General features: G+C 53.0%; 17 protein-coding genes. 14 read left to right on the forward strand and 3 right to left on the reverse strand.

Going from position 1 to position 21,257, the window contains the following annotated elements; translation table 11 throughout:
- Positions 1-57 precede the first annotated feature (57 nt).
- Positions 58-1,320, reverse strand: a complete 1,263-nt coding sequence (gene umuC / locus AC6I8W_RS08970) for a translesion error-prone DNA polymerase V subunit UmuC (RefSeq protein WP_497837851.1) — start codon at positions 1,318-1,320, stop codon at positions 58-60.
- 293 nt (positions 1,321-1,613) lie between these two features.
- Between umuC and AC6I8W_RS08975 the strand changes: the two genes are divergently transcribed.
- The 5 genes from AC6I8W_RS08975 (at position 1,614) to AC6I8W_RS08995 (ending at position 8,281) form a co-directional block, all read left to right on the forward strand.
- Positions 1,614-2,585, forward strand: coding sequence for an ABC transporter substrate-binding protein (locus tag AC6I8W_RS08975; RefSeq protein WP_497838140.1), 972 nt, complete (start codon positions 1,614-1,616; stop codon positions 2,583-2,585).
- An 11-nt stretch (positions 2,586-2,596) separates the two neighbouring features.
- Complete coding sequence (locus AC6I8W_RS08980) at positions 2,597-3,361, forward strand: ABC transporter permease (protein WP_497837852.1); 765 nt, start codon at positions 2,597-2,599, stop codon at positions 3,359-3,361.
- Positions 3,358-4,137, forward strand: coding sequence for an ABC transporter ATP-binding protein (locus tag AC6I8W_RS08985; protein WP_497837853.1), 780 nt, complete (start codon positions 3,358-3,360; stop codon positions 4,135-4,137). The genes AC6I8W_RS08980 and AC6I8W_RS08985 overlap by 4 nt, the downstream gene beginning before the upstream one ends.
- Positions 4,138-4,479: 342 nt before the next feature.
- Positions 4,480-5,481, forward strand: coding sequence for an IS110 family RNA-guided transposase (locus AC6I8W_RS08990; RefSeq protein WP_497835573.1), 1,002 nt, complete (start codon positions 4,480-4,482; stop codon positions 5,479-5,481).
- Positions 5,482-5,851: 370 nt separating this feature from the next.
- A complete protein-coding gene (locus tag AC6I8W_RS08995; protein ID WP_497837854.1) occupies positions 5,852-8,281 on the forward strand; it encodes a membrane-bound PQQ-dependent dehydrogenase, glucose/quinate/shikimate family in 2,430 nt (809 codons plus the stop codon).
- Positions 8,282-8,320: 39 nt separating this feature from the next.
- Here AC6I8W_RS08995 and umuD read toward each other — a convergent pair whose 3' ends face one another.
- Positions 8,321-8,731: a translesion error-prone DNA polymerase V autoproteolytic subunit gene (gene umuD / locus AC6I8W_RS09000; protein ID WP_497838141.1), complete on the reverse strand. Its 411-nt coding sequence runs from the start codon at positions 8,729-8,731 to the stop codon at positions 8,321-8,323.
- A 139-nt stretch (positions 8,732-8,870) separates the two neighbouring features.
- Positions 8,871-10,214 carry a glycoside hydrolase family 28 protein gene (locus AC6I8W_RS09005; RefSeq protein ID WP_497837855.1) on the reverse strand — a complete coding sequence of 448 codons (1,344 nt, stop codon included), beginning with the start codon at positions 10,212-10,214 and terminating at the stop codon, positions 8,871-8,873.
- A 417-nt stretch (positions 10,215-10,631) separates the two neighbouring features.
- Between AC6I8W_RS09005 and otsB the strand changes: the two genes are divergently transcribed.
- The 9 genes from otsB (at position 10,632) to AC6I8W_RS09050 (ending at position 21,226) form a co-directional block, all read left to right on the forward strand.
- Positions 10,632-11,420, forward strand: coding sequence for a trehalose-phosphatase (gene otsB / locus AC6I8W_RS09010; RefSeq protein WP_497837856.1), 789 nt, complete (start codon positions 10,632-10,634; stop codon positions 11,418-11,420).
- On the forward strand, positions 11,417-12,853 hold the full coding sequence (gene otsA / locus AC6I8W_RS09015; protein ID WP_497837857.1) for an alpha,alpha-trehalose-phosphate synthase: 1,437 nt from the start codon (positions 11,417-11,419) through the stop codon (positions 12,851-12,853). Before otsB ends, otsA begins: the two co-directional genes overlap by 4 nt.
- Positions 12,854-13,910: 1,057 nt before the next feature.
- A complete protein-coding gene (gene flhD / locus AC6I8W_RS09020) occupies positions 13,911-14,261 on the forward strand; it encodes a flagellar transcriptional regulator FlhD (RefSeq protein WP_480370564.1) in 351 nt (116 codons plus the stop codon).
- Complete coding sequence (flhC, locus tag AC6I8W_RS09025) at positions 14,261-14,839, forward strand: flagellar transcriptional regulator FlhC (RefSeq protein ID WP_497837858.1); 579 nt, start codon at positions 14,261-14,263, stop codon at positions 14,837-14,839. The genes flhD and flhC overlap by 1 nt, the downstream gene beginning before the upstream one ends.
- 131 nt (positions 14,840-14,970) lie before the next feature.
- Positions 14,971-15,858: a flagellar motor stator protein MotA gene (gene motA, locus AC6I8W_RS09030; RefSeq protein WP_208725300.1), complete on the forward strand. Its 888-nt coding sequence runs from the start codon at positions 14,971-14,973 to the stop codon at positions 15,856-15,858.
- Positions 15,855-16,883 (forward strand): flagellar motor protein MotB, encoded by a 1,029-nt coding sequence (gene motB, locus AC6I8W_RS09035; protein ID WP_497837859.1) that lies wholly within the window; start codon positions 15,855-15,857, stop codon positions 16,881-16,883. The genes motA and motB overlap by 4 nt, the downstream gene beginning before the upstream one ends.
- A 10-nt stretch (positions 16,884-16,893) precedes the next feature.
- Positions 16,894-18,870: a chemotaxis protein CheA gene (cheA, locus tag AC6I8W_RS09040; RefSeq protein WP_497838142.1), complete on the forward strand. Its 1,977-nt coding sequence runs from the start codon at positions 16,894-16,896 to the stop codon at positions 18,868-18,870.
- Between the two features lie 23 nt (positions 18,871-18,893).
- A complete protein-coding gene (cheW, locus tag AC6I8W_RS09045; RefSeq protein WP_084874001.1) occupies positions 18,894-19,391 on the forward strand; it encodes a chemotaxis protein CheW in 498 nt (165 codons plus the stop codon).
- 167 nt (positions 19,392-19,558) lie between these two features.
- Positions 19,559-21,226, forward strand: a complete 1,668-nt coding sequence (locus AC6I8W_RS09050; protein ID WP_497837860.1) for a methyl-accepting chemotaxis protein — start codon at positions 19,559-19,561, stop codon at positions 21,224-21,226.
- Positions 21,227-21,257: the final 31 nt, after the last annotated feature.

The raw sequence follows: 21,257 nt of genomic DNA on the forward strand, positions 1-21,257 counted from the left end.
ATGGCCACACGTGACTGTAGCGGCGCGATTTATCGCGCAATGCCGTTCTGTGATGGGCTAGCGCACCACCGGCACATCAGAAAACCTTGTGGTGTAGGCGGGTGACAGCATTTCACGTTTCATCGACCAGGCCTTCTGCATTCCCTGACCGGCAAACCACAATGCGCCACGCTGGTGGACATTCATCTTATCGATCAACTGCATCAGCTGCTCGCTGTTACGCCGTGGCTGATAGTCGGCAAACAGGTCAAACTGCGCCACGCCATCACTGAAAAAATCCCCCAGCATCACGCCACCTTTCATATAACGTTTGCCGGGGATCCAGATTGTATCCAGACAGCGGAGCGCGGCGTGCATAATGTCGCGGCTATCCTGCGTCGGTGTCACCAGCGAGGTATCGGCCGAATTTGCATAGTAAGGATGATGCGGATCGTGTGGGCTGGTGCGGATAAAGGTGCCGATATGGCGGCAGTATTGGCGCTCGCTGCGTAACTTCTCTGCGGCACGTGCAGCGTAGTTACTGATGGCTTCGCGCATATCGGCATACTCCGTCACGCGGTCACCAAAGGATCGCGAGCAAAGAATATTTTGCCGCTGCGGGATCACCTCTTCAAAGGCCAGACAGGCTTCACCGCGCAATTCACGCACCGTGCGTTCCAGCACCACACCAAACTGTTTACGGATCAGCGCCGTGGGCGTATCGGCCAGTTGTAAGGCGCGTTCGATGCCCATCAGGTTTAGCCGTTTTGCCAGCCGACGCCCGACGCCCCAGACTTCGTCCACCGGCACCATCGCCATCAGCTTACGTTGACGCAGCGGGGCGGAGAGATCCATCACCCCCTCCGCCTGGGTCCAGCGTTTGGCGGCCCAGTTCGCCAGTTTGGCGAGGGTTTTGGTCGGGGCAATGCCCACACCAACCCGCAGATGCGTCTCTTTATAAATGCGATCGCGCATCTGGCGACCGAAGGCTTCCAGCGTGAGGCAGTGATCAATGCCGGTCACATCGACAAAGGCTTCATCAATGGAATACTCATCAACACGAGGTGCCATCTGTTCCAGCGTCTCCATCACCCGCCGCGACATATCGCCATACAACGCATAATTGGAGGAGAACACCACCACCTGATGGCGTTGTAAGGCTTCGCGTTGCTTAAAGTAAGGGTCACCCATTTTGATACCGAGTTTCTTCGCCTCTTTGCTGAGCGAGATGATGCAACCGTCGTTGTTGGACAGCACCACAATCGGTTTGCCGCGCAGGTCCGGGCGGAACACGGTTTCGCAGGAGGCGTAGAAGGAGTTGACGTCGACAAGTGCGTACATAATTGAGCCTGAATGCTACTGTTTATACATACAGTATTTGTGAGTTGCCAATCTTCGTCAAGCGCTGACTCGCAACAAACTTGTCCCGCAATGGTGCGCCGGATGCACCATTAACTTTCCCTAATTGATAAGGGCGCGGTGAAGAAGCCTTAACGCACGGTAATTCTGTGTTCTGGCACAACTTCTGCATAGTTGCCAGTGGCTTGTATACAAGGCCGCATACCAGTCAATCACTTGGGGGAATCACCGTGCGCAACAATGATAAAGAGAAAATTAACGCTCAGCGTCGCCAGATGATGAAATATTCGATGCTGGCATTAGGTGGTGTCGCGCTCAGTGGCATGCTGGGCAGCCCAGCGGCGATGGCCGCCGACGATGAGATCCTGATTGGCTACTGGCCGATTGTCGGCGGTCTGCCGTTATATGCTGGAATCGAAAAAGGGTTCTTCAAACAAGCCGGGTTGAATGTGCGGGCCGTAAAATTTGCCAGTCCGCAGCAGGTGGTGGAAGCGATGATCACCGGGCGTATTCATGGTTGTGCCAACGGTACCGCCACCGGGGCATTGGGTTTGGGCGCGATTACCAGCCCGGACCTGTTCAAAATCATCTGTTCTAATCCTTCCAATGAAAAAATGGTGCTGGATGAGTTTCTGGTGCCGGTCAACAGTACCGCCAAATCGATCAGCGATCTGAAGGGCAAGCGCATTGCCAGCGGCCCCGGTATCCAGAACGTCACCATGGCAAAAATTATTCTGGAGAAGAATGGTTTTACCGATATCAAGGTGATCGAACTGCCGGTAGGGCAACATGCGCCATCGTTAGCTGCCGGGCAGATTGATGGGGTTTATACGCTGGAACCCACCGGCACGGTGGCGCGCATGAAGGGCATGGGCAAAGTGCTGGAGACCGGGGTGATTGCCAAATATGTGCTGGGCGATGCCAGCGCGCCGTGGTTTGGCGGTGCGGCAGCGCTGACCACCCGCTTTATTAATGCCGACAAGGCGCGTGCGCAACAGGTGATTGATGCCTACGGCGCCGCGGTCAAGTTTATCCAGCAACAGCCGGAAGAGGCGCGGCAATATGTAGCCGGTTACACCGGTATTGAAGCGGCACTGGTGAAAGAAGTGCCGCTGCCCGGCTTCGTGATGTATGACCAGTTAACCGGCACCAACCTGCAATGGTTCCAGAAATTTTATGATGTGTTTGCCGAGCGGAAAATTTTCAGCAAGCCACTCCAGGTTGAACCCCTGATCTATCGCGCATAAGGAGAGGTGCCATGATGCAGATTTGGCGTCGCAGGTTGTTGCCACTGATCGGACCGTTGCTGTTATTTCTCCTCTGGCAGACGGCGGTCAGCGCCAAATGGCTCAATCCGGTGCTGCTGCCATCGCCGGGGGAAACCCTCGGCTATCTGTTCAGCGCGCTGGTGGACGGCAGTATGAATCAGGATATCGGCGACACGCTTTATCGCACCCTGATGGCTTTCGTGGTGGCGGCGGTTATCGGCGTACCGCTGGGGGTGATGCTCGGCAGTAGCGAACGTTTGTATCGTAGCGTTGAGTTTCTGGTGGATTTTTTCCGCTCAACGCCATCATCCGCGCTCATCCCGTTGTTTATGTTGATTTTCGGTATTACCGACACCAACAAAATCGCCATTGCTGCTTTTGCGGCGGTGCTGGTGATCCTGTTTAACAGCGCTTACGGCGTGATGAACGCGAAGAAGACCCGCATCATGGCGGCGCAGGTGATGGGGGTTTCGCGCTGGCATGTATTTAAAGACATCATGCTGATGGAAAGCCTGCCGCAAACTTTTGTCGGATTGCGCACTGGCATCTCGATGGCGCTGGTGATTGTCATCGTTGCCGAAATGTTTATTGGTTCTGAAACCGGGTTGGGACACCGCATCATTGATGCGCAGCAGTTGTTCAACATTAAAGATATGTACGCCTCGATTCTGATCACCGGTGCTTTTGGCTATCTGTTGAATCTGGGTTTTCTGCTGATTGAAAAACGCTGTGTGCACTGGAGTGGCAAAGCATGAAAAAACCCGATTATCCGCAGCCCAATACCCATGTCACCATTCGTGGACTCGATAAAAACTTCGCCGGGCAGCCGTTGTACCAGGATCTCAACCTTGATTTACCCAGAGGCAAGATCGTCTCGATATTTGGTCCCAACGGTTGTGGTAAATCGACGTTGATGAACATGATTGCCGGGTTGATTCCGGTCGATCGCGGGCAAATCCTGTTTGACGGCAAAACCCTGGCGGAGACCAATATCGGCTATGTGTTTCAGAACTACCGTGATGCGCTGTTTCCCTGGTTGACCGCCTGGCACAATATTGCCTATCCGTTAAAACGCCAGGGGATGAAGGCGGCGGCGGTCAAACAACGCGTAGCGGAATTGACGGCCATGTTCGATATTCGCTTCGATCTACAACGTTATCCGTATGAACTCTCCGGTGGGCAACAGCAAACGGTGTGTATCATGCGCGCGCTGGCGACCAAACCGGAAGTGATGTTCCTTGATGAGCCGTTCTCGGCGCTCGACTTTGAAATGACGCTATTTATCCGCGATAAATTGCAGCAGGTACAGCTGGCGACTGGCGTCACCATGTTGATCGTCTCACATGATCTGGAGGATGCGGTGTTTCTGGCGGATGAAATCTTGTTGCTGACGCGACGACCTACGCGGGTGGCCGAGATTGTCCCGTTTGAACTGCCGCGTCCGCGCACGGCTGAGATGATGAGTCACCCTGAGTTTGTTCGCGTGAAAGCGCATACCCTCGCCGTGTTTAAACGCGAAATGGCAGATTAAAAAACTCACATCACCTATCGTAGCGGCGCGATTTATCGCGCAATTTCGTGCGCGTTGCAGGAAAAATCCGCGCGATAAATCGCGCCGCTTGTATGTTTGGAGGGTCAGATTATGATTTCCCTGAAATCAGTTCTGATAACCGGGAAGCCGTGCGCCGCTGGAAGCAGCTTTTACAGTGACTTCGTACGTAGAGTGGCTCCCGCCTCCTTGTTCAGGCCGAAGAGTACCAGGAAGCTTTCTCTCGCGAGACTGACTTCGCATTACAAGGCAGGCTGAACAATCTCAGATGACGAGGTCGGGAACCGGTTAACAGTTTACGCTATTTTGCCTTCCGGAGGCCACATGACCTGTTTTGCCGGGATCGATATTTCTGCCAGAACCTTTACCTTTGCCGTACGCGTTAACGGTAAAACAACGCTGGTTTCTGAGCTTAATCAGACACCTGAGGACTATCAGGCTTTTGCGAAAAAGCTGATATCGCTGTCCCCCGAACGCATCGTTATGGAAGCAACCGGTGTCTACCATTTTGACCTTGCGGTGGCTCTTGTCCGTGCCGGGCTGCCCGTCTGCGTCATTAATCCCGCCAGTTATCACCACTATGCCGCCATGCGCCTGAACGCTGCCAAAACTGACGCCCGTGATGCGGTACTGCTGGCTGAATATGGAGAAAGCATGAGGCCTGCACTCTGGCAGGCTCCGGATGATGACTGCATGGCGTTGCGCGATATCGCCCGCATGATGACGCGAGCCGTTCAGTCCCGGACACGTTCAAAAAACCGTCTTCATGCGCTGGAAACCCGCGCCGGAACTGCCGATGTCCTGCTGGAGCTGGAAGAAGAAGACGTGGAATATTACAGCCGTAAGGTAGAGAAGCTGCACGCGCTGGCGCTGAAAATCATCGCGAAAAATAGCGCCCTGAAAGCGGCGTTCATGTGCCTGTGTTCAGCCAAAGGCGTCGGAGAGACAACGGCCATTACTGTACTGGGCGAGCTGAGCCTGCTGCCCCGGGATATGAAGGCAAATCAGGTAAGCCGTCATGCGGGCCTGCATGTGAGGCAGAGCCAGTCGGGCAGCAGCGTGAACCGTCCGGGACGTCTGGGTAAAGCGGGCAACGGTCATCTGCGTAGGGCGCTGTATATGGCCGCGCTGAGTGCTGCGCAGCATGAACCCCGCACCGCGATGTTTTATCAGGGGCTGATAAAAAGAGGTAAGAAGAAAATCCAGGCGATATGCGCAGTAATGCGGAAATACCTGACCGGCTTATGGAGCTGTATAAAGCACGGTCAGGATTTTGATTCAGCGAGACTTTTTAGTACCAAGCATCGGGAAAGTGTTGATGCTTAACAGAGTATCTACGGAACGAATAAAAAGTGCGGTTATTTCCCGCCTTATCCCACCTGATTTAATGACTCTCTGAAATTATCCCCGCCCGAGAATAACCAGCAAACGAAAATACTTTAACCTGTAAAATGTCAGGGCATTCATTCTTAAACCATTAATAAACGGGGTGATGGCATTTTTAGCCAGATAATTAATTACGGCAGTTAATTAGATGGGGCGTATTATGATTGTTATTGATGTAAATGTTATTGGTTTGTTTTTAAGTAGTGATGAAATTAATAGGGGTTTACATTTATTGACATTTGGTTAACACAAACATACAGTCCTTACGATTTTAACTAACATGTCACTATCGTAAATAATCGGGGAGTGTATGGATATTAAGGAACAGCGGTCTGGACGGCGTTCAGGCTTGTCATTTGTCCTGAGCATTATTTTTGCGTTGCTCACGCTGGCGACCGCCATCGCCATTATTATTGGCGGCGGGAAACTCATTTCACTTGGGGGATCGGCATATTACCTGATTGCCGGTATCGCCTATATCGTGCTGGTGCTGCTCTATTTTAAGAAGCCTGCCACGGGTTTTTATTTTTCTTGCCTGATCTTTGCGCTGACGCTTATCTGGTCGCTGGCGGAAGTGGGGGGCTTCATTTATTGGGATCTGTTACCGCGTCTGGTGGTGCCTGCGCTGTTATTCCTGCTGAGCCTGCTGGTGACTGCCACTGATAAAGGTGCCTTGTCACCACAACGCCGTCTCTCCGGCGGACTTAGCCTGGTGGTGTTTGTGGCGCTGATCGCCACGTTTATTGGTGGTTTTTTCCCGCATAACACCATCTATAACCCGGAAGCCGTCTCTGCCGAGCCATTGCAGCCAACGGATAGCGATGCTTCCAAAGCCGGTCAGGACTGGCGCTATATCAGTCGCAACGCCAGCGGCACGCGCTTTGTGCCGCTCGATCAGGTCAACGCGGATAACGTGAAAGATTTGCAGGTGGCCTGGACTTATCATACCGGTCGCCGCCTGACAGGCAATGCGACCGGTGTTGATGAAAACACGCCGATTCAGATTGGTTCGGTGCTTTATACCTGTACGCCGGAAAACCTGATTGCGGCGGTGGATGCTGATACCGGCAAGCCAATCTGGAAATTCGATCCGCATGCGCGTACCTATGAACACGTTACTTGCCGCAGCGTCGGGTATTACGACTACGACAGCGACGAAACCCTGAGTGCTGAGCAGAAAGCGGCGTACACCGATACGGCCTGCCGTCAGCGCATTATTGTTTCTACCGTTGATGCTCGTCTGATTGCGCTGGACGCGCATACCGGCGAGCTGTGCCCGAACTTCGGCCAGAATGGCATGGTCAACCTGCAACAGGGGATGGGCGATACCGCCGACAGCCGCCGTTATCACCCGACCAGTGTGCCGGTGATTATGGGCCATCTGACGGTGTTCGGTTCCTGGGTGCGTGATATCACGGAAGATGAACCATCAGGTGTGCTGCGTGCGTATGATGTGCGTGACGGCTCGCTGGCGTGGGCATGGGATGTGGGCAACGTCGAGGGAGTGAAGCAGGGTGATGCACATTATACCCTCAGCACCCCGAACGTCTGGGCCATCCCGACTTACGATAAAGATCTCGGCCTGGTGTATGTTTCCACCGGCAACGGTCCGCCGGACTATTGGGGCGGTAACCGTAATGCGGCGAAAGAGAAGTTCGGTTCTTCGGTTATTGCACTCGACGTCAACACTGGCAAAACCAAATGGGTCTTCCAGACGGTTCATCATGATATCTGGGACTACGACTTACCGTCGCAGCCGGTGATGTACAACATGAAGAATGAGCAGGGCGAAGTGGTGCCTGCGCTGATTCAGACCAGTAAAATGGGTGAAATCTTCGTCCTGGATCGCCGTACCGGTAAGCCGGTGAGTAAAGTCGAAGAGAAAGCGGTGCCGACCTCTCCGGCGGCGCAGGAAGAACATCTTTCGCCGACCCAGCCGTTCTCGGTGGATATGCCGACTATCGGTCTGGAGCAGCTGAACGAGAAGAAAATGTGGGGCGTCAGCATGTTTGACCAGCTCTACTGCCGCATTCTGTTCAAATCTGCGCTCTATTCCGGCATCTTCCAGCCGAACAGTGAGAAAACCTACCTGGAGTTCCCGGCGACCATGGGCGGTATGAACTGGGGGGGGGTGTCCATTGATGAAACCTCCGGCATTCTTTACGTCAATGATATCCGTTTGGGTATGCTGATGGCGTTGAAGAGTAAGGAAGAAGCTAAAGGGCAGAAAATCTCCCTGAATGAAGTCCCGCAGTGGGCAGGCACTATCCGTCCACAGATCAGCGGGCCTTACGTTGGGGTACGAATGGATAATTTCGCCTCCTTCCTGCAAGTGCCGTGTCAGCATCCGCCGTTTGGCACCATGACCGCCATTGATCTGCACAGCAAGAAGATCGTCTGGCAGGTGCCGATGGGCACAGTAGAAGACACCGGTCCGCTCGGCGTGAAAACGCATCTACCGATGCCGGTGGGTATGCCAACCCTGGGCGGTCCGACCACCACCAAAAGCGGCTTAGTGTTCTTTGCCGGTAGCCAGGATAATTACCTGCGTGCGCTGGACAGCAAAACCGGTAAAGAGATGTGGAAAGCGCGCCTGCCGGTGGGAGCGACCGCTTCGCCACTGATTTATCAGTCAGCGAAAACCGGTAAAGAGTACATCGTCATTTCGGCAGGCGGAGCAGCACACGCGCCGGAGGTCGGTGATTATCTGATTGCTTACGCCTTGCCAGACAAAGCGTAAGTCTGAAAACGCCCGGCATGGTTAGCCGGGCGTTTTCATTCAACGTGCCGCATAAATGATAAAAGTCACCACGCCGAAGATCTCCAGTTCCTCTTCTTCTCGCGGCGTAATCGGCGCGTAGCGCGGGTTCATGGCGAGCAGCTGCACACGTGGAAATTGTTGTAACCGTTTAACCGTAAACTCGCCGTTAATGGCAGCCACCACGATATCACCATGTTTCGCATCCAGCGCACTGTCGACCACCAGCAAATCCCCTTCACTGATATTCGCGTCGCGCATCGAATCGCCTTCCACCCGCACAAAATAAGTGGCGCTGGGATGGGTGACCAGATGCTTGTTCAGATCAAGCCTACATTCAATGTAATCCGCCGCTGGGGAAGGAAAACCGCAATGGACTCGTTCAAGAAAGAGGGGGAATTGATGCGGCGGCGCACCCGGCATCGGACGCATCAATAGAGGAGAAAAGGGATAAACTTTCATGGCGAATTCTCAATAACAAAACTGTATGTATATACAGTATTATTATCAGCCAATTCTGAGATCGCAATACGGTATCCCAATATTATTTTGTAAAAGTCAAAAATATCAATTAATTGGCGGGTTTTTTCCCGTGCAATGTCACCGCTGGTCCCTCAGCCAGGGTTTTTCCTTTATCTGCGGTCACAGACACATGATCCAGCCTGGCGGTGACGTATCTGGCCTGTACACCGTATTCAGCGGTGATAGCGATATGGCGCAGATTCACGTTGGTGAGCGGTGCTTCCGGCAATCCGCTCAATATCATGGCGTATTTTGCGCCGGTCGCCGCAAGGTGATTGACCTCAATACCCGAGATAAAGGGCGTGGTCGGCGTCACCGGTGCAGCCGTGATGGGGGCAACCAGTGAATGACCGGCTGCGCCAGCCTGGCCGGAGTAGCTGTCGGTCACCAGCAAGGGGGTGGCAACATCCGTCATCGTCACGTGGTCAACCTGCAATGGCCCAATTTTGTTGCCACGGTCACGGCCTGATTTCACACGCAGGCCGTTTTCAGCCCCCACAAACCTCACATGTGAAACCGTCACTTTGCCAATGCCATTGATAGTCTCGCTACCCAGTGAAATCCCATGACCTTGCCTCATCACGGAATCCTGAATTGCGATATTTTCAGATTTTACTCCGCTGCCCACGGTGATACCCGATTTGATGGCGATATGATCATCACCGGTACTGATGTCGGCGTGTTTTATCAGGATGTCTGTAGAAGAAACGATATCGATACCATCGGTATTGGGCGCGGTGCTGGGGTTGTCGACGGTCAGTTGATCAATATTCAGGTGACGGCTATTTCTGAGTACCAGGTTCCACATCGGCGAGTTGGTCAGCCGGATATGATAAATACCTGATGATGTCACGTTATTCATTTCTACCAGCCAGGGCCTGGGCATGCCATTTGCCAGAGGAATACCTTTATATTTTGCCGTAAAAGCCTCGGGATGGCCGGATCTGACTTTGTTGCGCAAGTCGATCGCGGCTGGCCACCAGGCTTGCGCACCGTTGCCATCAATGGTTCCGCCCCCCTCAATGGTGACATGATTGACCCCATTGGCGAGGATGAATGCCTCATTCTGCTGCGCGGGTTTGCCAAGAAATGCATCCACGAACTGGTGAGTATCAGACGTGGCCTTCAGCGTAACGCCGGTGGGAATCACTAATGTCACGTTGCTCTTTAACGCAATTGGACCAGCAAGCCACACTCCAGACCCCAGCGTCACCTTACCACCGCCTTTTTGCGCGCACAGATCAATGGCTTGTTGAATGGCCTGGGTATTGAGCGTTACACCATCACCTTTGCCACCAAAATCTGCGGGGGAGCAACGGAAGGGCGCGGCAACGGCTATCAAGGGGCTAAGACTTGCTGCGACTACAGCAAAACCGATCGTTATTTTCTTCATGATATTGAGGTTAATCCGTGGATGTTAAGCACATCCCGTCAATTTAGCGTTGCGAAGAAGAGGTGAGTAGAAGAAAGCCGCGTAGTGGGGCAGCATTTTATTGAGTATTTGTTTTTTCTATGTATTTTTGCCGGGCAAATGCAAGCAAATATTGCGCGATAATCACAGGCCGGTTTTATTGCGATCACCGTTATTCAGCCCTGTTTCTGGCAAAATCCTTATTCGCGTCTACACTTAACCGCACTGATGTTCGCAGTCTGGCTGCTGTGTTGACAATAAACTTGTTAGTTTGTGGAGCGTTACCCATCGAAATACCATCCTGTCGGAAAACCCTCCCCGTTATACGTATCATTTTTTGCACGCAACCTGCCTCCGAACATCGCTATTGCTATCAGCCATTCGCACAGGAGGAGTGACGTGACCCCAGCGGTACATGAAAACAGCACCCTACCGTCGTTGAGCGGCGGGCTTTTTGCCTTCTTTTTTGATGTTGATGGCACGCTGGCGACGATTCAACCGCAGCCCGAGTTGGTTGCGATACCGGCGTCGGTGCGCCAGCATCTGCAACAACTCTCCAATCTCAACCACGGTGCACTGGCGCTGGTGTCCGGTCGCCCGATTGCGCAACTGGATGAACTGGTTGCGCCGCTGGAAGCGCCAGCGGCGGGCGTACATGGAGCGGAACGCCGTGATGCCACTGGCTATATCCATCGTCAATCACTGCCCGCAGACGTTGCGCAAACGCTGCATCTGGAATTGCAGGAAACGCTGGATCAATGGCCTGGCACGCAGCTTGAAGCCAAAGGGATGGCGTTTGCGCTGCATTATCGTCGGGCGATGGAGTACGAACAAGCGGTCATCAAACTGGCGGAAGATGCCGTTGCACGTTTTCCGGGGCTGGCGCTGCAACCGGGAAAATGCGTGGTGGAACTGAAACCGCAGGGTATCGATAAAGGTGCGGCGATCCGTGACTTTATGCGCGAAGTGCCTTTTGCCGGACGCATTCCGGTATTTGTGGGTGACGATCTGACCGATGAAAAAGGCTTCCTGGCGGTTAACGCGTTGGGCGGTATTTCAGTCAAGGTCGGAGAAGGTTCAAGCCATGCACGCTACCGTCTCAGCAGTGTAGATGCGGTCTGGAGCTGGCTGGAACAATTACTATTACAATCAAAGCATGACAACGTCGGTAAGGAGTCAAGGTTATGAGTCGCTTAGTAGTCGTATCTAACCGTATTGCCATTCCTGATGGTACCAAAGCCAGTGCAGGCGGCCTCGCCGTCGGATTGCTGGATGCGCTAAAGACCACCGGAGGATTATGGTTTGGCTGGAACGGCGAGATCAGCGAGATTTCCGGTGAAGAAGAGGATGAGGTGAGTGTCAGCGAGGTTGACGGTATTACTTATGCCGCGATGCCGCTGAATCAAAATGATTATGATCTTTACTACTGCCAGTTCTCCAATACCGTAATCTGGCCAGCTTTTCACTATCGTCTCGATCTGGTGCAATTTCAGCGCGAAGCTTGGGAGGGATATTGCCGCGTCAATACTTTGCTGGCGGAGCGCCTGAAACCGTTGTTACAACCGGACGATATTTTATGGATTCACGATTATCATTTGCTGCCCTTTGCTGCCGAGTTGCGCAAACAGGGTATTAATAACCGCATCGGATTCTTTCTGCATATCCCGTTCCCGACGCCAGAAATCTTCAATGCGCTGCCGCCCCATCAGGCGCTGCTGGAGATGCTGTGCGACTACGACTTGCTGGGTTTCCAGACAGAATCCGATCGCGTGGCCTTCCTCGATAGCCTGAGCCAGCTAACGCAGTTGCAGAATAAAGGAGAGAGGAAGCATCGGGCGTTCGGCAATACTTTTATGACCGAGGTCTATCCCATCGGGATTGAGCCTGACAGCATTAAAGAGATGGCGGAAGGGGCGCTACCACCGAAAATGGCAGCGATGAAGCGGGAACTGGGGGATGTGCAGAACATCATTGCCTGTGAACGGCTGGATTACTCCAAAGGTTTGCCAGAGCGCTTTCTTGCCTATGAAGCTTTACTGGAGCACTACCCACAACATCGTGGCAGTATCCGTTATTCGCAGATTGCGCCTACGTCACGCGGTGAGGTTCAGGCCTATCAGGATATTCGCCATCAATTGGAAACCGAAGCCGGCCGCATCAACGGGAAATATGGCACGCTGGGCTGGACGCCGCTGTATTACCTCAATCAACACTTCGATCGCCGCCTGTTAATGAAGATTTTCCGTCTGACGGATGTCGGGCTGATCACCCCGTTGCGTGATGGTATGAATCTGGTGGCGAAAGAATACGTGGCGGCGCAAGACCCGGACGACCCCGGTGTGTTGATTCTGTCGCGTTTTGCCGGTGCTGCCAACGAGCTGACGTCGGCCTTGATCGTCAATCCTTATGATCGAGATGAAGTGGCTGCGGCACTCGACCGGGCGCTGACCATGCCGCGTACGGAGCGTATCTCGCGTTATAACGACATGATGACGGTATTGCGCCAACATGATATCTCGCACTGGCGTGAGAGCTTCCTGAAGGATTTAAACTCGCTGCCAGCGCGTAGTGCGGATCATGGTACGGCGCATAAAGTCGCGACTTTTCCAAAGCTGGCGTAATTCAGCAGAGGGCACTGAAATGTGCCCCCTGGAACGTAGCGGCGCGATTTATCGCGCAATTTCGTACGCGCTGCCGGCAAAATCCGCACGATAAATCGTGCCGCTACGCTGGCAGCGTTTACATTCACTTTCCTCTCTCATTATTACGCCCCGCAATCGACGTTATTTCGTTAACCGGCGAATATACGATATATCAAGCAATTCCGTTATTTTTGCTCAAAAAATCAGCAAACAGGTATGAAAACCGGTTTTTTTCATGATGCAATCCTAAAGATCCCCATCAGCCTGCCGATAGTTTGGATACATCAATGCGTAAATGCGGCGATTCATTCATATTCCTAATGTAACGCATTGTTACATCCACTGTCGTTCACTAAACACTCCCTACGAACCGTTAACGCTACGTTGCCGCTCCACGCCGACTGTTCACATATCGTTTGCGACATGCGGTTCATGCCTTTTCGCAATATTCCCTGTAAGTGATTAATTTGAAAGCGAATAATTTACGCCCAATTCAGCATATTATGCTATGTATGGTTTAAAAGGTGGTGTCTTGATATGACCTAATCGCAATGTGGCAGATAAAAGATCGCTTTGAGGGGGTGGTATGCCAGATGGCGATTTGTAAGCGAATCGGCAGGAAAAGATTAGCGGAATAATGCAAATTCGCTCAATAAATGAGCAACAGAAAAGCAAATCTGAAGGGTTAGGGAAAAAATTTGCCTTAAAAGTGTGACGCAGATCACACTTTATCTAAAATTTCACACTTATCACGTTGTATGTCGAAATCAGACGATATAGATTTGCCTTGTTTTCAGAATAGTCTTAAAAAACTGTAAGCAGACGTCACGGAAGATGGTTACAACTCAAGAAAAGATTGGCCTGGAGTTATGACTACTACTGATCAGTGTCCCGGTGGGAAGTGAAACAGTTCAGTACACGTTTGGCTTATGCCTGAATATTTTTTGCCATCTTTAGATTTACCAACCAGCAACCCGAACCATAGAGACATTCTTTCTGTGGCCGTATATATGTCGCGTCTATCAGGATGGAAAAAATGGGTACAACAGAATTACTAAAACATATCTATGACATCAACTTGTCATATTTGTTACTTGCTCAGCGTTTAATTAACCAGGAAAAAGCTTCAGCAATGTTTCGTTTGGGTATCGATGAGTCGATGGCCGATGCATTGTCACAATTAACTCTACCTGAAATGGTAAAATTAGCGGAAACCAATCAACTGGTTTGCCAGTTCCGCTTTACTGACCACAACATTATTAATCGCCTGACGCAAGAATCCCGCGTGGATGATTTACAACAAATCCACACCGGTATTTTATTATCCAGCCGTTTACTGCGTAACGCGTCTAAAGACGACGTTAGCACGAAAAAGAGGGCGGTATAATGAGCGAAAAAAGTATTGTTCAGGAAGCGCGTGACATTCAACTCGCCATGGAGTTGATTACGCTGGGCGCGCGACTGCAAATGCTGGAAAGTGAAACGCAGCTGAGTCGCGGTCGTCTGATTAAGTTGTACAAAGAACTTCGCGGTAGCCCGCCGCCGAAAGGCATGTTGCCATTCTCTACCGACTGGTTCATGACCTGGGAACAAAACATTCATGCCTCGATGTTCTGCAATGCCTGGCAGTTCCTGTTAAAAACCGGGTTGAGCAACGGTGTGGAAGCCGTGATCAAAGCCTACCGCCTCTATCTTGAGCAGTGCCCACAATCTGATGATAGCCCGCTGCTGGCGCTGACGCGCGCCTGGACACTGGTGCGCTTTGTGGAAAGTGGCATGCTGGAACTTTCTGACTGTAAATGCTGCAACGGTAGCTTTATCAACCATGCGCATCAGCCAGCAGGCAGCTTTGTGTGCAGCCTGTGCCAGCCGCCATCACGTGCCGTAAAAAGACGTAAACTTTCTGCAGATTCTGCCGATACCTTTCCACAACTGCTGGATGAACAGGTTAAACACGCCGTTTAAGTTTGTTCGCATCGTGGAAGCCATCCAGCAGCGGTTAATCCGCTGCTTTTTTTTTGCGCTACGTTTGTGAATAACACCTGCGGCTCTCTGGCTTAACTTCCACCAACACGTTACGGACGTAAGGATTTTTTGTGCTGATTATTCTGGGTTATATCGTGGTCCTCGGGTCCGTGTTAGGCGGCTACTTGTTGGTCGGCGGCCATCTGGGCGCGCTTTATCAGCCGTCGGAGTTGCTGATAATTGGTGGTGCCGCTGTTGGTGCTTTTTTGGTCGGTAACAATGGCAAGGCAATTAAAAAGACCTTAAAAGCATTTCCTTTGTTAATGCGCGGCTCAAAATATAACAAAGCCGTTTACATGGATTTAATGGCGCTGCTCTATCGTCTGATGGCGAAATCCCGTCAACAGGGGATGCTGTCACTGGAGCGCGATATTGAAGATCCCAGCCAGAGTGAAATTTTTGCTAACTATCCACGTATTCTGGCCGATAAACAGTTAGTGGATTTTATTACCGATTATTTGCGTTTAATGGTCAGCGGAAATATGAACGCCTTCGAAATCGAAGCATTGATGGACGAAGAAATTGAGACCTATGAACACGAGTGTGAAGTGCCAGCGCAAAGTTTGTCCGCGGTCGGGGATGGCTTGCCTGCTTTCGGTATCGTTGCGGCAGTAATGGGGGTGGTGCACGCCCTGGCGTCAGCCGATCGTCCGGCGGCTGAACTGGGTGCCCTGGTCGCACATGCGATGGTGGGAACCTTCCTCGGCATTCTGCTGGCTTACGGTTTTATTTCGCCGCTGGCCTCGTTGTTACGTCAGAAATGTGCCGAATCTACCAAGATGATGCAGTGCATCAAAGTGACCTTGCTCTCCAGCCTCAACGGTTATGCACCGCAGATCGCGGTAGAGTTCGGTCGTAAAACCCTGTACTCCACTGAACGTCCGTCGTTCCAGGAGTTGGAAGAACACGTTCGTAACGCGAAGAACCCGGCCAAACAGACCTCGGATGAAGCCTCATGAAGCATGGCAATCGCCCCATTGTGCTGATTAAACGGCGCAAACATAAAAGGCATGAAGGAGGTCATGGCTCATGGAAAATTGCCTATGCCGACTTTATGACGGCGATGATGGCGTTCTTTATGGTGATGTGGCTGCTGTCGATCGCTAATCCGCAGCAGTTGGTACAGATAGCGGAATACTTCAGAACACCGCTTAAAGTCGCGTTAACTGGCGGGCAACGCAGTAGCGACAGCGACAGTCCGATACCTGGCGGCGGTGACGATCCGACCAAAAAAGAGGGTGAAGTCAAGAAAGTGGTTGATATGGATGCGCAGAAACGTCAGTTGGATGATATCCGTCTGAATCGTCTGCGTGAAAAACTTGACCAGTTGATTGAGGCCGACCCGCGCCTGAAAGCGCTGCGTCCGCATCTGATCATCAACATGGTGGAGGAGGGGCTACGTATCCAGATCATCGATAGCCAGAACCGTCCCATGTTTAAGACCGGCAGCGCCGAAGTTGAGCCTTATATGCGCGATATTCTGCGCGCGATTGCGCCCGTGCTGAACGATATCCCGAATAAAATCAGCCTGGCGGGCCATACCGATGATTTCCAGTATGCCACGGGTGATCGGGGTTACAGCAACTGGGAGCTGTCGGCGGATCGCGCTAACGCCTCACGCCGTGAACTGATGATGGGTGGCATGGATGGCAGCAAAATGCTGCGTGTCGTTGGCATGGCAGACACCATGAAACTGAAAAACCGCGGGGGTAATGATGCTGTTAACCGCCGCATTAGCCTGCTGGTGTTGAACCATGACACTGAAGCAGCAATTGAAAAAGAGAACGCCGAGAGCGACGCCGTCCAGGTTAGCGACCCGGCACAGATAATCCCCGATATTACCGCGCCCGCAGTTCCGGCTGCGCCGACAGCACCCGCAGCTTCAACGACACCGGCAACGCCGGCTGCCTCGGCGACGCCGGCTGCTCCGGCCAATCCGGGCGCAAGTGCGGTGACTACTGACCACTCCTCACAGCCGAGGTGATCCCGTGAGCATGGACATCAGCGATTTTTACCAGACGTTTTTTGATGAGGCCGATGAGCTGTTAGCGGACATGGAGCAACACCTGTTGGGACTGGATCCCCAGGAGCCAGATTCCGAACAGTTGAATGCTATCTTCCGCGCCGCCCACTCGATTAAGGGCGGAGCCGGTACGTTCGGCTTTACCGTTTTACAGGAAACCACTCACATCCTGGAAAACATTCTGGATGGTGCGCGTCGTGGCGAAATGGCGCTCAGCACCGACATCATCAACCTGTTTTTGGAAACCAAAGATATTATGCAGGAACAGCTCGATGCCTATAAAACCGCGCAGGAACCTAACGCAGAAAGTTTTAACTACATCTGCGAAGCCCTGCGCCAGTTGGCGCTGGAAGCCAAAGGAGTAGCACCAGCCGCACCGGTCGCTGTTGCCGTGCCGGTGAGCGAGGTGCCTGCTGCCAGCAATGCGGGACTGCGCCTGCAACTGGTTGACCTGAAAGAGAAAGAACCCGAACTGTTGCTGGAGGAACTGGGCAATCTCGGCACATTGAGTGATGTGGTAAAAGGCGCGAACACGCTGGAAGCCACCATCGACGGCGTGGGTAAAGATGATATCGTCGCCGTGCTGTGTTTCGTGATTGAAGAAGCACAGATTCGTTTCCCTGAGGGTGCCACTGCTCCCGTTGAAGCGCCGACACCTGCGCCAGTGGCTGCCGCCGAACCGGCACCCAGCGCGACCGTTACCGACATCACACCCGCGAAGCGAGAAACCAAACGCGTCGCCGCACCGGCTAAAACCAGCGAATCCAGCAGTATCCGCGTTGCGGTAGAGAAAGTTGATCAGTTGATCAACCTGGTGGGTGAACTGGTGATTACCCAGTCGATGCTGGCACAGCGTTCCGGCGAGCTGGACCCGGTGGCACACGGTGATTTGCTGAACAGCATGGGACAACTGGAGCGTAACGCGCGCGATCTCCAGGAGTCGGTAATGTCGATCCGTATGATGCCGATGGAGTATGTCTTCAGCCGCTTCCCGCGTCTGGTGCGTGATTTGGCCAGCAAGTTGGGCAAAGAAGTGGAACTGACGTTGCTCGGCAGCTCGACCGAACTGGATAAGAGCCTGATCGAACGCATTATCGATCCGTTAACCCACCTGGTACGTAACAGCCTTGACCACGGTATTGAATCGCCGGAAAAACGTCTGGCCGCTGGCAAAAGTGGTGTGGGCAACCTGACGCTGTCTGCGGAACATCAGGGTGGCAACATCTGTATCGAAGTGGTTGACGATGGTGCGGGCCTCAACCGTGAACGTATTCTGGCGAAAGCGATGTCATCTGGCCTGCCGGTCAGTGAAAGCATGAGTGATGAAGAAGTCGGCATGCTGATCTTTGCACCGGGCTTCTCGACCGCCGAGCAGGTGACTGATGTGTCAGGCCGTGGCGTTGGCATGGATGTGGTGAAACGTAATATCCAGGAGATGGGGGGCCACGTCGAAATCGCCTCGAAGCAGGGTAAAGGCACCACCATTCGCATTCTGTTGCCATTGACGCTGGCGATCCTCGATGGGATGTCAGTACGTGTCGCGGATGAAGTCTTCATTCTGCCTCTTAACGCAGTGATGGAATCGCTGCAACCGCGTGCCGAAGAACTGAAGCCGCTGGCCGGTGGCGAGCGCGTGCTGGAAGTGCGTGGCGAGTACCTGCCGCTGGTGGAGTTGTGGAATGTGTTCGATGTACAACACGCCAAAACCGATGCTACGCAGGGCATCGTAGTGATCCTGCAAAGCGCAGGTCGTCGCTATGCGTTGCTGGTCGATCAGTTGATTGGTCAGCATCAGGTGGTGGTGAAAAACCTCGAAAGCAACTATCGCAAAGTGCCGGGCATTTCTGCCGCCACCATCCTCGGCGATGGCAGCGTGGCGTTGATTGTGGATGTCTCAGCCCTGCAATCGCTGAACCGTGAAAAACGTGTGGCCGGTGCCGCAGCGTAATCGATAACGAAAAGGTAAATACAATGACTGGAATGGCAACCGTGACGAAAATCGCTGGCGAAACCGTGGGCCAGGAGTTCTTAGTCTTCACCCTGGGAGATGAAGAGTACGGTATCGATATCCTGAAAGTGCAGGAAATTCGTGGCTACGATCAGGTAACGCGCATCGCAAACACACCGGAATTTATCAAAGGTGTGACCAACCTGCGCGGCGTGATTGTGCCGATTATCGATCTGCGTGTGAAGTTTTCGCAGCCAGATGTGGATTACAACGAGAACACCGTGGTGATCGTGCTGAATCTTGAGCATCGCGTGGTGGGTATTGTGGTGGATGGTGTCTCTGACGTGCTGTCACTGACGCAGGATCAAATCCGCCCGGCACCGGAATTCGCCGTGACCATGTCAACCGAGTATCTGACCGGTCTCGGCGCGTTGGGTGAACGCATGCTGATTCTGGTGGACATTGAGAAGCTGCTGAGCAGCGAAGAAATGGCGCTGATGGACACACTGCGTAGCGCATAATACCGGATACATTAACGGGTCGGCGCGTCCGGCCCGTTATCATTTCGCATGGAAATAATCCCTTATAAATCAACAACAATTTTGCAATTAATTCACCGTTTGCTCTCAATTTCACCAACTTCACGCCGATAACTCCACTGCATTTTTTTCACTTTTCAGGGCAAGGTATGTTTACGAAAATCCGCGTTGTCACCAGTTTATTGCTGGTGCTGTTGATCTTTGGCTTTTTACAGCTGGCATCAGGCTCGCTGTTTTTTAAAGCATTAAGTGATGACAAAACCAGTTTCAACGTCGCGCAGCTGGCGAGCAAAAATACCGCTGCGATCAACGATGCTTATATGAGCCTCAACCAGAGTCGGGTGCTGCTGACGCGCGTTATGCTACGTGTTGCTAACAGCAAACTGTCGGGTGAAACCGCCGATCTCGCGACGCTGTATCAGCAAAGCAAAGGCTTTCAGGAGAAAGCGGCAGATAACTACCAGCTGTTCAAAAACACCCCGGATACCCCAGGGCAGGATGCACAACTCAATAAACATCTGGATCAGACCTATGCTGCTTACGCCGCTGCGCTGAGCCAGATGCAGGATGCATTGCAGGCCAACGATATAGAGAAAGCCGGTAAGCTGCCGGTGGCCCCTTCACAGAGCGCATTTCTGCGGGATTACACCCAATGGCGTGCCGATCAGGATCGTCTGACCGAAGCTGGCGTTGCGGCCAACCTGTCTGCTTACAAACGCATGATGTGGCTGATTGGGCTGGTGATGGCGGTGGTGGTGGCGGTGATTGTGTTGTGCTGGTTTGGCTTGCGTAAGGTGCTGATCAACCCACTTAACAGCAATATTCGCCATATTCAGCACATCGCGCAGGGTGACCTGACACAAACCATCGCCATTGAAGGGCGTAATGAAATGAGCCAGCTGGCGACCAATCTGCACGAGATGCAGCAGTCGCTGGTGCGTACCGTCAGCAACGTGCGCGACGGCTCTGACGCCATCTTTACCGGTGCCAGCGAGATCTCGGCCGGAAACAATGATCTGTCGGCGCGTACCGAAGAACAGGCGGCTTCGCTGGAACAGACTGCCGCCAGCATGGAACAGCTGACCGCCACGGTGAAACAGAATGCCGAGAATGCGCGTCAGGCCTCGCAACTGGCGCTCAGCGCCTCGGAAACCGCACAGAAGGGCGGCACGGTGGTGGATGGTGTGGTGCGTACCATGCATGATATTGCCGGCAGTTCGAAGAAGATCGCCGATATTACCAGCGTGATTGACGGTATCGCTTTCCAGACCAACATCCTCGCATTGAATGCGGCGGTGGAAGCGGCGCGTGCCGGTGAGCAGGGCCGTGGCTTTGCCGTGGTGGCCGGTGAAGTGCGCAGTCTGGCCCAGCGCAGCGCCCAGGCAGCGAAAGAGATCAAAGGCCTGATTGAGGACTCAGTGAATCGCGTCAATACCGGCTCTGCGTTGGTGGGCACCGCCGGAGAAACCATGAGCGATATCGTTAATGCGGTTACGCGCGTGACGGACATCATGGGCGAGATTGCCTCGGCGTCAGATGAGCAAAGCCGGGGTATCGATCAGGTGGGCCAGGCGGTGACCGAGATGGATCGCGTGACGCAGCAGAACGCCTCGCTGGTGGAGGAATCGGCAGCCGCGGCGGCTTCGCTGGAAGAACAGGCGAGTCGCTTAAGTCAGTCGGTGTCGGTGTTTAAAGTTCCGCATGCACAGGCGGTTGCCGCAGTGACGCGCCATCCGCAGATTGCACCAAAAGTGCTGGATACGCCGCGCAAAGCGGTGACTACACCGGTCAGCGACAGCAACTGGGAAACGTTTTAACTCCACGCCGCTACGAACAGTGACCTAAAAC

The sequence above is a fragment of the Pantoea sp. X-Soil-TKNS-1211 genome (assembly GCF_059730495.1).